The sequence below is a fragment of the Wolbachia endosymbiont (group B) of Ablattaria laevigata genome (genome assembly GCF_964277395.1).
GTDB lineage: Bacteria > Pseudomonadota > Alphaproteobacteria > Rickettsiales > Anaplasmataceae > Wolbachia.
The window spans coordinates 302,972-317,393 of sequence record NZ_OZ195519.1; the positions used below are offsets into that span (position 1 = coordinate 302,972).

Below are 14,422 nucleotides of genomic sequence, written 5' to 3' on the forward strand. Positions count from 1 at the left end.
AAGGCAGTAAAATGACAGCTTTTTTTCCTTTGGTTATTTTTTTAATCTTATACCTTGGAAGTGGTGTCTATTTTTCCTTTATTGGAATTGATAATCCGCTTCGCCAAGTTTCACCGGTAATTTGCCTACTACCGGCGCTATTTTTTGCTGTTGCATGCAGTGCAGGTAAAATTCAACGTAACATCGATACTGTCATCGAGGGTATGGGCGATAAAAACACCCTTACTATGTGTTTAACTTTTCTATTTTCTGGAGCATTTTCTGTGGTGACTCAATCAATTGGTAGTGCAGATACTGTTGCTGATTTAATTCTCAATTTCCTTCCAGCAAGATTACTACTGCCTGGAGTATTTTTGGCTTCCGCTTTTATATCAACTGCAATTGGTACGTCTATGGGAGTTGTTGTATTAATGGTACCAATAGCTGTTAACTTAGCAAAAAGTGGGGCTTTTGGTCTTGAAATAGGAACTGCAACTGTAGTTGGAGGTGCCGTATTTGGTGATAATCTTTCAATGATATCTGACACTACTATTGCATCTGTTTCTTCACAGGGGGCCACGATAAAGGATAAACTTAAAGTGAATTCTAAAGTAGCATTTGTTGCCAGCATTATAACGCTTGTCTATCTGGCAATTATGGCAGATAGTACAAAAATTATTCCTACATCAAATTTAGATTATTTATCAGTAATAAAGATTATTCCTTATATTTCTTTAATAATCATGGGGTTATTTGAAGTTACTACTTTAGTAACAATAACTATAAATATAATTGTTGCTAGTGTATTAGGGATGACTTTTTTTGACTATACTATCATTCAACTCTCTCATGACATATATGACGGTTTCAAAAAAGTAAACGAGATAGTGATATTTGCTCTATTTATTGGCGGATTGAGTCATATAATGTACAAGCAGGGTCAAAAGGCATTACACAAACTTATCGATGAAAGCAATATCACAAAAACTAAAGCTGAATTTGTAATAGCGGGCATAGCATCTATGTTTACTGTTTTAGTTGCTAATAATACCATTGCTATTTTATTAAGTGGCGATATTGCAAAAAGGCTCGCGCAAAAGCATAATATTCCGTCATACCGTAGTGCATACTTGTTAGACATTTTTGCTTGCGTTACAAAAGGCATTTTGCCTTATGGTTCCCAGCTGCTGCTAGCAGGTAGCATTGCTTCTGTCTCACCTATTTCTTTGTTAACACAAGTTTATTACTGCTTTATTTTAGCAGCAGTTACAGTAGGTGAAATAATCATCAATGGCAGACGTTGCGCGGCTACAACTTAATGTACGAAGATTTCTCTTCATATTACATTTTTGTGCCCATAAGAAACGAGTTGCCATTTTCATCAGCTACTTGGATAATAGATATATTCACAAAATTGTTCCATTTTTCTCAATAGATTTTGGTTTTCTTTTCCCCTTATTAGCAGAGCATAAAACTTAGCTTTTTAATAAATCTCATTTTAACTCCAATACACTAACTATGAAACAATCTATATTGCCATCAAAAACGGAATTTATATTGCCAACTTCATGTCCAGTCCTTAAATCCTTTACCATTTGATACGGATGCATAACATACGATCTGATCTGACTGCCCCAACCTATATCGCATTTCTTGCCATATTCTTCGGCCATTTTTTGTTCTTTTTTTTCCAATTCAATTTGATATAAACGTCCTTTAAGTAGTTTAAGTGCTTCATCTTTATTTTTATGTTGAGAACGACCATTTTGGCATTGAGCTACAACGCCTGTTGGAATATGCGTAATACGTACCGCGCTTTCAGTCTTATTTACATGCTGACCACCTGCTCCAGAAGCACGGTAAGTGTCGATCTTTAAATCCTTTTCATCCACAACAATATCTATTGAATCTTCAATCACTGGAGTTACTCCTACACTTGCAAAACTGGTATGACGTTTACCATTTGCATCAAATGGTGATATTCTAACCAATCTATGAACTCCACTTTCACTTTTTGCCCACCCGTAAGCTTTTTCTCCGATGATCTTTATTGTTGTAGATTTTATACCAACTGCATCACCATCTAATTTTTCTACAACTTCAACTTTAAAATTGTGATAAACTTCTGCCCATCTTGTATACATGCGCATGAGCATCTCAGTCCAATCATTGCTCTCTGTTCCACCGGCTCCTGAGTGGATTTCTAAAAAGCAGTTATTGTTATCTGCTTCACCAGTAAATAAGGATTCTGTCTCTTTAAGTTTGATTAATTTCTCTAGCTTTACTAACTCACCTTTAACTTCAGAAAAAAATTCTTCATCATTCTCATCAATAGCAGATTTCATCAAGCTGATAGAATCGTTGTAATCGCTTTCTAGCTTTGAAAACGATTCTATTTCATGCTTAATTTTAGAGCGTTCTTTTAAAATCTCTTGTGCTTTTTGATTGTCTTGCCACAGATTATCATTCGACGCTTGAGAATCCAGCTCTTCAAGACGCAACTTCAATTTTTCTATGTCAAAGACACCTCCTGATAAGAGAAATACTTTTATTTAAGCCTTGAAAGTATTCAAGGATTTCTGGATGGGTTTTCATTACACTTTAGACTTTAATATATTTATTATCACTAACAATAACAGCAAACAAAATAGAAATTTAACCATATAATAGTTAATTCAAAATAATTTTATTATACTTGAATGTTCAATAAAATCAAGTGTGTATATTTATTAAAAAAATAAGGTAAAGTAATGAATATTAAAACAAGTTCTCATTATGGTTTAGACAAAAAGGCTATTGATGATTTAATAGAGTCTCTCGATAATCAAGAATTAGAGAATGTTCGTAGTATTGTAAAAACGATAGATAGCGTTCAGTTAGCTTATTTTTTATCTACTTCGATCAATGATCACAGGGAGAAATTAGTTAATATCCTCGATCAACATTTGTTAAGTGATGCCTTAGTACATGTAGTACCAGATTTACAAGTAGAGATCATAGAAATATTGGGAATAGAAAATACAGCAAAGTTACTAATGCTTCTTGATATAGAAGACATAGTAGCTATAGTGAAAGATTTAGATAGAAAGTCTATAGAAAATATACTTAACTACTTACCCAATGCAACTCAAAAATTAGTAGAGGAATTGTTATCATACCCAGAAGAAAGTGCAGGAAGGTTGATACATAAAAATATGGTTATAGCTCCATATTATTGGACGATAAATCAGCTAATGGAATTCTTGCGCAACTATAAAAAAATACCAGAAACATTTTATCAAATTTTCATCATTAACTCAAAATTAGAACCCATAGGCATTTTCAACTTAAATAAGGTAATATCTCACTCAGGAGAAACAATAATAAAAGAGATAATGAGTCAAGATATAAAAATAATTAAAACTGGAATGGACCAAGAAGAAGTAGCAAGAATATTTAAAGATTACGCTCTATTATCAGCTCCAGTAGTAAATAAGAATGGTAAAATTATAGGTGTAATCCTTATTGAAGATGTAATCAAAATTGTTCAACAAGAAGCAGAAGAGGATGTGCTTAAAATAAGCGGTGTATCTTCTAAATCTGATATAAATGCCCCTATACATAAAACTATAATTAAAAGACTACCTTGGTTACTGTTTAACCTCTTAGCTGCAACAATATGTTCTATAGTAGTTGGCTTTTTCGATAACGTAATACAAAGTTTTATAGTACTGCCAATAATTATGCCAATCATTGCATCGATGAGCGGAAATGCAGGATCCCAAACAGTAACACTAACTATCCGGGCAATCGCAACAAAATATCTAACTGAGCAAAATGCAAAAAGAATACTGATGAAAGAATTTTTAATAGGTCTTATAAACGGGGTGATCTTATCTACTATTTCATTAGTAGTGTTAGCAATAAGGTTTCACAATGTCAAAGTGGAGATGATTTTTGTGGTCTCCATGATTATGATGTCAATTATTGCAACGTTCATCGGAACTTTCATTCCTATAATGCTTCATCGTTTAAGATCCGATCCTGCTGTTTCGTCTTCAATTTTAACATCAGCAACAACTGATATTCTCTCAGCTCTTATATTTTTTGGTCTAGCCACGATCTTTTTATTAAATAGCTGAATCTTGCTATATAAAAAAATTGCTTTACAAGCTTTACCGTCCACGTTATCATTACTCATAGATGTATTGAAGAAGAAAAATAACAGTCGATAAAGAAATAAAAGTACATGAAACTGAGCTGCTTTAGTTTTAAAATAAAAACTAAAATAAGATGCTAAAGTATGCAAAAAAATTCTTGCTTTGCTAGATCTTTTTAGCTACAATGCAGTCTAACGTAATGAAAACATGGGGTGTGAGTTAGATGCATTGTATTATGTATATCACTCAGAAAGCAATTCTCGATTTTTTAAGAATATATCTATTTTAGTCAGAAGTCAAAAGAAAAGCACACTGTTACTCAGCAATTAAAGTTACTTAGGATTACCGTAAGGTTTCTACAGCAAATTGGTTTGGTACAGCTGCATAAGAATCAAATGTTGAAATCAATCTTCAGAAAAGAGGTTTACGACAAAACAATCAAAATATGAATATTAAAATATAGGCGGCTTTATGTTAGGTAAAGAAAATATAGGAGAACAAGTAGCAGATAATCAAATGGATTATGTGAATGCTGGATCAGCAATAGTTGATTATGAAAATATATTATCTAGTGAAGAACTTCAGTGTGGACGAAGTCAGGAGAGCCCTAGAGTAACAATATCTTCATCTATAGGCAGCAGTAGTACATCGACTGATGATGAAGAAATGTTTAGCTTTATAAGCATTACAAGTGATGAAATAGTGAAAAAAGCAACTTTTTTTGTTAAGACTTTTGTTAAAGAATTCGAGGAAAAACTATCTGAATGTTCTAAAGAAGCAAAACCAGGTTCAAAAGTACGTAAAACAGGTAAAGTAGTAGCTAAGGTTGTATCAACTGTGGGTAATTATATTCCACCAAGTGTGGAGAAAGTAGGTACTTCTCAAGTTATGGAGTGTGTGAGTTTTGTTTCTACAAACCAACATAGGAAAAAAGCAAAAATATTTTCTACAATAGTTGCGCCTTCAGAAGGTAACTTAAGAAAGATTTTAATAGAAGCTGGCTTGGAAATTTTTCAAAGTTTTGAGAAGCAATTCACTAAAATTGTGGATACTAATCAGTTGTCTTGTAATAGGGGGATTGAGAAGTTGGCAATGGATACTGTATCCAGAGTAATAAATTACACTACATCTTGCAACGAGAAAGGAGAATTTCCCAATCTTCACATAACTAAAGGTGTTATTTTAGGTAAATCAAAAAGAAAGTACCCGTTTACTACACGTACTGGACATCAAGTAAAAGATAAACAAAGTGGTGAAATGTTGATGACTTCAGAGTTATATGAAAAGGTGGGAATAGAGAAAGCAGAGGGTGAGATTATTAAGTATTATCAATTGAAGGAGCATGACTTTGCTGAAAAATACGGCTATCGGCTTCCCTTTACGTGGGAATTAGAAAATTGGGAAGAGTTAGAACAAAAATATGTACTTAGTGCAACATCTAAAAAAAGAGAGTATGTGCGTATTTTAGATGAGGAAAAAAAGAAAGGATTGGCTAGTAGTATATTAAAAGAGATCAATGAAAACGATTCAGCAAAAAAAAAGGATATACAAGAACTGCGTGAAGAAATCAGAAATTTACGAATACTCCATGAAAAAGAAGGTAAAAATACATTTTCCTTTAATTTGGGCTATTTACCAAAATTCTTTATAAAAAGAGAAGTGATGTTAGACGAATTAAAAAAGAAGTTAGATAGTAAAAATCAAGAAGTAGAACTGTCACGAATGGTCTTGATTAATGGAGAATATGGAACAGGAAAAAGTGAATTAGCTAGAAGCTACGCATATAGTAAGGAGAGTAATATTTGGACAAAAGTTATATGGATAAATGCTAAAACATATGACACTCTTTTCAATTCATTTCGTAATTTAGCTAAAGAATTAGAAATTCCTACAGAAAATGATAATGATATGGATTTTAATGTTGTTCGAGATAGAGAAATAGAATCTATTGTCCAGGATGTATACCAGTATTTTCGAGACGTAAAAAGTCTTTTCATCTTTGATAACACCAGTAAGTATAAGGAGATCGAAAAATTTTTACCATCCTATTTTCCTAATTTGTTTTTTCATGGAGAAAAGCCTTACGTTTTAATTACTTCTCGTAGCAAGAATTGGGAAAAAGAAATAGAAAAGACACAGTTGAATGATGGATTTTCTCTAGGAGAAGCTATAACATTTATTGAAAGAACCTTAGAAGTAAAAGATAGGTTACAGGATTACTATCTAGTAGAGTTAGCACAAACATTGGGCTATCTTCCATTAGCTTTGACACAAGCAACAGCATATATTAAACAAGAAAAGATTAATGTTAGTGAATATCTAAAACTCTATAATGAAGAAATGAAAAAACCTAATCCTGATTGTCTCGAGGCGCTAGGTCTCACCAAAAAATTATTTATAACTTTGACGCTTAACCTTAATAAAATAAGAAGAGAAAAAAATGTTGGGCAGCAATCGCATGATATTGTATCATATATGGCTTACTTGGATCCCAATCAAATTGATATAGAAGAAATTTTCCTCCAGAAGAAATCAGAAAAAGGTAAGCAACAAGTTTTGGATGCTCTTAATCTACTCAATAAGTTTTCAGTGATTGAGCTAGAGGAGTCAATAGCAAGAGTTCATAAAGGGATACAAAAAACAGTAAGAGTAGAGAAAGAACGAACAGGAATAGAAGAAGAAAATTTAAGAGAAATGATGACATCATTTTGCCTTACGAATCCAAATCACGTTAAGTCTGTTTGGAGTCATGCAAGTAAATATAGTAGATTAGTTAATGAATTTATTGATTCTATTTATGATGGAGGTACTATCTTACATTTGCTAGCCAAAGATGGTAATGAAAAGGTTATTAAGCTGATATTAGAGAAAATATATCCTGATAAATTAAGTAAAGTTATTAATGCTATTGATGAAAAGAATTTTACTTCTTTAGATTATGCTATCATACATGGTCACTTAGGTACTGTTCAGCATCTTGTAAGGAAAGGGGGTGATGTAAATCTAAATAACACAAAAGGTATGAATCCTTTGCACTTTGCTGCCGTATATGGTCACTTAGATATTGCTAAATACCTTGTAGCGCAAGGGGCTATAATAAAATCATTAAACAAAGATAGTATGTGTCCTTTGCACTTTGCTGCTATATATGGTCACTTAGATATTATTAAATACCTTGTAGAGGAAGGAGCTAGTATAAATATAAAGGATAAAAATAACATGCGTCCTTTGCACTTTGCTGTTATATATGGTAGATTGGATATTGTGAAATATCTTGTAGAGAAAAGAGCTAATATAAATCTACGTAGCAAAGAAGGTGAGAGTCCTTTGCACTTTGCTGTTATGCATGGTCAGTTAGATATTGTTGAATACCTTATAGAGAAAGGAGCTAGTATAGATAGACAAGATGAAAAAAATATGAGTCTTTTGGACTATGTTATTGTATATTCTAACTCAGAAGAAATTATTTATTATCTTGAAGATATGCACTTAGCTCCAGACTTAAAAACACAATCACATAAAAGAAACCTAGAGACATTTGATGAACATACACTACCTAAAAAAAGAAAATTAGAAAATATAAGTGAAGCATTGCAATTTGAAGATAAAAGCACAGTTAACTTAACTAATAGGTCACCTATATCTTCATTTAACAGCGTCTCTGTACAACCTGCAAACAAGGACTTAAGACTATAATTTTACAGTAAGCTATTTAATTTTATGAGGGGAATTTCAAAAAAACAGAGAAATAAAGTAATAAATTGATATAAATTCGCGTAGAACAAGTGGTAGACCAAGATCCCAAAACAAATTCTTCTCTCACTAGCTAATGTTGTTTGCTGGAAATGGTTATATTGTTTAAATTTTTAGCAATATGTAATACTAATTCATTAAAAAATGGAAAAGAAGAATTATGGTAAGAAAAGTTTATGCTTATCTTATAATAAAAGTGCAATAGAAATTTTCCTAAAGAAAGCAAAAATCGCAGAAGTATACAAAAAAAATATAAGCATTTATAGTACTCAAAAATGTAAGTACAGTAATGTTAAAAACTATTAAGTATTTATGCTGCATAATGTATCTATAGGTTAGAGGTAATTTATGAACGAAACACAACAATCACAGAAAAATATTCAATATAAAATGTTAAGAGCGGCTGATAATTATAAAGCATTTAGGGAAGCTGCTGCTGAAGGTAATATTGAAATGTTGAAATTTCTATTGGACAGAGCAAAATTACTAGATGTGCAGTATAAAATGTTGGCAGTTAATGATTATGAAGTATTTAGAGAAGCTGCCAGTAATGATAATGCTGAAGTATTAGAGCTGCTGCTGAATAGAGTAGAATTACCAGAAGAACTACATGCAATGTTAGCAGTGAAGAATTATGAAGCATTTAGAGAAGCTGCTGTTGAAAGTAATATTAAAGTATTGGAGTTTCTATTGGACAGAGCAAAATTACTAGATGTACAGTATAAAATGTTGGCAGCTAATAATTATGAAGCATTTAGAAAAGCTGCTTATGCGGGGCACACTGAAGTACTGGAACTTTTATTGAATAGAACAGAATCATCAGATGTACAGCGTGAAATGTTGGTGGCTAATGATTATGAAGCGTTTAGAGAAGCTGCAAATGATGGTGGTGATATTGAAACGTTGGAGTTTCTATTGGACAGAGCGAAACTACTAGATTTACAGTGTGAAATGTTGGCGGCTAATAATTACGAAGCGTTTTGGGAAGCTATCAGTGAAGGTAATATTAAAGTGTCGAAGTTGCTCCTGGATAGAGCAGGATCACTAGAAGAACAACATGCAATGTTAGCAGTGGAGAATTATGAAGCATTTAGGGCAGCTGCTGACAGTGGTAATATTAAAACGTTGGAGTTTCTATTGGATAAAGCGAAATTACTAGATGTACAGAGTAAAATATTGGCAGCTAATAATTATGAAGTATTTAGAGTAGCTGCTACCGGTAATGGTAATATTGAAGTGTTGAAACTACTGCTGGATAGAGTAGAATTGCCAGAAGAACGACATACAATGTTGGTGGCTAATAATTATGAAGCATTTAGAGAAGCTGCTGCTGAAAGTAATATTAAAGCATTGGAGTTTTTATTGGATAGAGCAGGATTGCCAGAAGAACAATATGCAATGTTGGTGGCTAATGCTTGTCAAGCACTCAGAATAGCTGCCAGTGAAGGTAATATTGAAGTGTTGGAGCTACTATTGGATAAAGCAGGATCTCCAGAAAAACGACATGCAATGTTGGCGGCTAATAATTATGAAGCGTTTAGGGTAAATACTGTTCATGTTGACATTAAAGTATTAGAATTTCTATTAGATAAAGTAGGATCGCCAGAAAAACGACATGCAATGTTGGCGGCCAATAATTATGAAGCATTTAGAGAAGCTGCTGCTGAAGTTGATATTGAAGTGTTAGAATTTCTATTAGATAAAGCAGGATCACCAAAAGAACAATATGCAATGTTAGCAGCTTATAATCATAAAATGCTTTCTTCCCATATAATTGAAAGCCATGCATATTCTTCTGAGGAGTTCAAAAGGGTGTGTCTTGAAACTGTGACAAACTATAGTGGTAAGGAAATGCTTGATACAGTGCAGTCAAACCTTTTTCCTTATAGTACCCGTCAAAAAGTAGATGAATCCTATCAAGTGAAAAAGCGAAAATTTGAGGCAATAGAAGATTTATCAAAATCACAGCCAGGACCTTCTGGGTATAAACCACTATCAAGGCATCCTCAAAGAAAAATGTCATGTGTAAATATTGAGCCAGGAAATGGAGAAAGAGAGAAGGTAATGAAATGTTGAGAAAACATTCAAAAAAGTGTGTCAAATCAAAAAATAAATTAATATAAAGAAAAGTTTGTGTAGAACATTTAATATACCAACACATCCAAAACAAACACTTCACGTGCGACCCGAAAGTCATGAAATCGTGATGGTTAAATTCCATCCGCCTTAACATCGGGTTGAGAGCATAATCCACACTTTAGAAAAGTGGCGATTTTCTAAGGTGCAAGCATGGATTAAAAAGGGGTAATATTAAACTTTATAATAAACCCCCCTAAGAAAGTTAGATATGGTTACGAAAGGAACTTATGTCTGAATTGTCGTTATTTGTGATATGCGAAATAAAGTTGAGACGCATAAACCAAAAGGTACGGAGAGATGAATAATTAGAATGAGAAGGTCTAATTAAGATGTTTTCAACCTCCCGGCAAATAGTAAGAACCTAAGTCTAACGTGAAAAGATTTCATGGAACGGAGTAACCACATGGAAGCTCTTATTATCCTTTGTTTAAAAAGGATAACTAAGAAGGTGGCCCACTAAATGCTTCTATGTGGAGGGATTGTTTAAGAAGCTAATGCCTAAAGTAATATTTGGGATATGCAGACGTAAACACTGTAATTTGGAAGGTAAAGTTGTGAATAGTAGTGAATATGTTATGAGCCAACAAAATGTTAAGTATGAATGGAATTTGGCGCAAGCTTGAGAAATCTTCATTTAAGCTACAAAAACGAATTTACCGAGCTTCACAATGTAATGATATGAAGATGCATAATCTTCAGAGGTTATTACTAAAGTCAACAAGTGCAAGAATGCTCGCTGTTAGAAGGGTAACTCAGGATAACAAAGGGAAAAAGACTTCAGGCATTGATGGAAAGTCTAATCTTAATAAAAAGGAAAGATTGCTATTAGCAAATTCCTTAAATATAAGATATATGGTAAATAACAAGTTATATCTTATTAGACATAGGGATCATGCTATTAAACGACATATCAAAGTAAATGGAAATAGATCTCCGTATGATGGAGATTGGCCATATTGGGGAAATCGTTTAAGTAAATTACCAGATCACGAGTAATAAAATTACTGAAGTTACAGCAAGGTAAATGTAATTATTGTTATCTTTGGTTTAGGTTTAACACATGTACATCATCAAGATTGCAATAATAACATGAAAAATCTATCCTTGCTTCATAAGCACTGCCACGATCAATTACATGGAAGTATGTATACCAAATTAGAGAGAAGCCGGATGATGGGAAGTCCGGTTTTGAAGTCGAGTGGGGAGAGGTGACTTTCTCCACTTAGATAACTCACTAGCTGGTTTTGGTTGCGGAAGTGATTGTGTTGTCTAAGTTATTAGTAATATATACTATTAAGTCAGTATTAATTCGTTAAGAACTTTCATTAAAGATTATCAAAAAAACTTCTAAATAGGGATTGACAAGTTTTAGAGATGGAGTATTTTATGAAAAGTATATTGAGCTATTAATTTTTTATGTATAATAAATATGATAGTGAAAATATTTTTCTTTATATTATGAGGTAGCTGTTTTATTCAGAAAAAGATTTTTTTCTTACTTTGAAATTGAGTGGTTTTTATCGAGGGTTAAATGATTAATGAATTATTTGCTGCTGTACGTAGTGGAGATGCTAATCAAGTTGCGGATCTTATCAATAAAGGGGATGATGTTAATGCCAGGGACAATAGAGGCAATACTCCTCTACATTTAGCTGTTCTTGCAGATAAATTACAGGTAGTAGAAAAGCTTATAGAGAGAGGAGCTGATATTAATGCTAAGAATAATCATGGCGCTACTCCTCTGCACTGGGCTGCTCTTAATCAGAATGTCAGTATAGTAGAAAAGCTTATAGAGAAAGGGGCTAATGTTAATGAGAAGAATAAATATGACAATGTCCCTCTGCACTATGCTGCTTTTTTTAATGGTTGCTTAGGTACAGCAGAAAAGCTTATAGAGAAAGGAGCCAATGTTAATGCTAAGAACAATGATGGCGCTACTCCTCTGCACTGGGCTGCTCTTCATGATAATTTACAAGTAGCTGGTCTTTTTATAAATAAGCGTGCTAATGTTAACGCTAAAGATGAGAATGGTTGGACACCTTTGCATACTGCAGCTGCTCGTGGCAATTTGGGTGTAGTTAAGCTCATTCTTGATAAAAGTGATTATGTTGATGCTAGAGGAGCTTTAGCCGTAGCAAATACGCTTAATGAAGAAAACAGCTTAGAAATACGAAACCTTCTAGAAGAAAGAATAAGAAGAAATGAAGAAATCACCCAACATCTTAACTTGCAAGAAGAAAGCAGCTCCCTATCAACACGTGTCCATAATCGCCTCAGTATTGCACAAGAAGATGAAAATTCGTTGCAAAATGATAAGATAGGTCCTGATAAAATAGGAGTTACAAGCGGAACAAGTAAGCCATCTTCATTTATCAATATTTTTGCTTACACTACGGTAGATACTATTAAAGGTATTTTTCAGTTTGTTTCTTCTCCTTTTAAGGCAGCTATAAGTATGGAACCTTCTAAAGCTATTACAGTTCAAGGTATTGATAACAACGGTATACTTCTTTTATTAGATGTATTTATAAGGAAAATCACAGGTCAGAAGTATATTTCCACAGTAGTTCAGTCTATATCACCATTAGAAGCGCAGGGCTATGCATTAAATATTATAGAGGAATTTGAGAAAGTAGTAGAGCAAGCTGCATTAAAAATTGGGATATCAATGCATCGGTTAAATATTGATTGTGTAGAAATGCAGAAAGAGGTTACTGCAAAAATCACGGGTGGTAAGTTTAATGACATTTCAGGAGTTTTAAACTCATATGTAGAGCAAGCATGCCACGATAGAGAAGCAGGTAAGTTAAGTCCAAAGAAGTTTAACAAATTTATGGTTATATTTAATAAGGAACTAGATTTAATAGTAAATCAATCAATAGAGCAGATATTACACAATAGAGATAGTACATTAGAAGTTGAAGAACAGCAAATAAACTTAGAGCCTCAAAGTTATTTAAGTAATACTTCTGTTCAAGGTCATTTAATTCAGGATAGAGGTTTAATAAATCAAGGTAAGGCTTAATTCCTTAGCTTTTTGATTTCATCTAGTAAAAGGTTGGTAATTTGATCTTATAACATCAATGGGCACACCAGCCTTTGTTTTGTATGCATTCAAGCAATGTGTGACTATTACGCCACCTAAAAAAATAATCATACACTGTCTTCCATAGAGGAAAATCTTTTGCTCTACTGGCAAATACCTTTCATTATGTATTGTATAACATTAATAATTGCTTATTTTGTGCTTTCTTGGCCACACCTTGTGCAACTCTTGGCTCAAGAAATTTCCATTCTTTGTCACTTACATCACCTGGATATATTTTTTACTGATCCTATCATATTATCTTCCTGATTTCCTTTCAAGATATGTTCTAAAAAGTAGAATCCGTTCAGCAGGGTGACAAAATAAGGTAGAAAAGACAGCCATAGAAATAAATGGTGTCATTCCAATATGATGCTTTCTCTGTCATCCCAGTACTTGACACTGGAATGACAACATTTTTGCTTCGATATTTACACATTAGCCATGCATCTGAACGGATACAAAAGTAGAATTTACAATTCTATCTAAAAGGATACCGAAAAAGAGCAAGAGTCCTATCTGGGAATTATTTTTAAATATGGACATGCATTGATTAGAATCGTCTGGATTGAAATTTTTGTGTTGGTGGTGAAATATGAATCCTATGGCAAGTAAAGCAATATAAAAGATGTTATTTAATGATGATAGTATACCAGCGTACAACCATGCCATTAAGGATATTAAATAAAATCTTTTCAACCAAGATTTTGTTGTATTGCCAAAATATAATGCAGTAGATTTCATTCCTAATTTCTCATCATCTTTTTTATCTTGATGAGCGTATATAGTATCATAACTAAGCGTCCAAAAGACGCATCCTATATAAAATAGCAAGGATTCTATGCTAATCTGGTTTGTTATTGCTGCTGAACCCATGAGTGATCCCATGTTGAAAGTAAACCCTAAAAATAATTGTGGCCACCAAACGTAACGCTTTAGCAAGGGATAGATAACTATCATGCACATTGAAATTATTCCAAGTATAAGAGTAGTTTTATTGGTTAATAATAAGATTATCAGGGCAATAGACAGTAACAGTGAAAGTAAAGCCAAAGCCTGCTTTATGTTTAATGCACCACTTGCAAGTGGCCTATATTTTGTTCGTTCAACGTGCGCATCTATTTCTCTATCGAAGATATCATTGATTATGCACCCTGCGGGTCTCATTAAAAATGCACCTATAGTAAACAAAACAAGGAGAAAAAGAGCCTGATACGATAGAGAAGTTGAGGCTAAAAGAATGCCGCTTAAGCTAGAAAATAGCACAAGCCATAAACCTGTTAAACTGTGTATTCTCATTAATGAGAAATAATGGTTGAAATACATT

General features: G+C 33.1%; 8 protein-coding genes. 6 read left to right on the plus strand and 2 right to left on the minus strand.

Annotated elements, in window-relative coordinates:
* Positions 1-11 precede the first annotated feature (11 nt).
* Positions 12-1,298 (plus strand): Na+/H+ antiporter NhaC family protein, encoded by a 1,287-nt coding sequence (locus ACICP1_RS01535; RefSeq protein WP_211908158.1) that lies wholly within the window; start codon positions 12-14, stop codon positions 1,296-1,298.
* A gap of 174 nt (positions 1,299-1,472) precedes the next feature.
* Here the strand turns inward: ACICP1_RS01535 and prfB are convergent.
* Positions 1,473-2,574 (minus strand): peptide chain release factor 2 gene (gene prfB, locus ACICP1_RS01540; protein WP_395460949.1). Its coding sequence is split into 2 segments (ribosomal slippage): positions 1,473-2,507 and positions 2,509-2,574, totalling 1,101 coding nucleotides; the frame shifts between segments, so codons are not numbered across the junction.
* Between the two features lie 155 nt (positions 2,575-2,729).
* On the opposite strand from prfB, the gene mgtE reads away from it, so the two are divergent.
* From mgtE to ACICP1_RS01565, 5 genes are all read left to right on the plus strand, one after another.
* Positions 2,730-4,100, plus strand: coding sequence for a magnesium transporter (mgtE, locus tag ACICP1_RS01545; RefSeq protein WP_395460950.1), 1,371 nt, complete (start codon positions 2,730-2,732; stop codon positions 4,098-4,100).
* A 489-nt stretch (positions 4,101-4,589) separates the two neighbouring features.
* Positions 4,590-7,814 (plus strand): ankyrin repeat domain-containing protein, encoded by a 3,225-nt coding sequence (locus tag ACICP1_RS01550; protein ID WP_395460951.1) that lies wholly within the window; start codon positions 4,590-4,592, stop codon positions 7,812-7,814.
* Positions 7,815-8,219: 405 nt separating this feature from the next.
* Positions 8,220-9,947, plus strand: coding sequence for a hypothetical protein (locus ACICP1_RS01555; RefSeq protein WP_395460952.1), 1,728 nt, complete (start codon positions 8,220-8,222; stop codon positions 9,945-9,947).
* Positions 9,948-10,598: 651 nt separating this feature from the next.
* Complete coding sequence (locus ACICP1_RS01560; protein WP_395460953.1) at positions 10,599-11,006, plus strand: reverse transcriptase N-terminal domain-containing protein; 408 nt, start codon at positions 10,599-10,601, stop codon at positions 11,004-11,006.
* A gap of 535 nt (positions 11,007-11,541) precedes the next feature.
* The gene (locus ACICP1_RS01565; protein ID WP_264719450.1) at positions 11,542-13,035 is read left to right on the plus strand and encodes an ankyrin repeat domain-containing protein; all 1,494 of its coding nucleotides are present in this window, start codon (positions 11,542-11,544) and stop codon (positions 13,033-13,035) included.
* A gap of 498 nt (positions 13,036-13,533) precedes the next feature.
* On the opposite strand, the gene ubiA is transcribed toward ACICP1_RS01565, so the two are convergent.
* Entirely contained in the window at positions 13,534-14,421 is an 888-nt protein-coding gene (gene ubiA, locus ACICP1_RS01570; protein WP_395460954.1) for a 4-hydroxybenzoate octaprenyltransferase, read from the minus strand.
* Position 14,422: the final 1 nt, after the last annotated feature.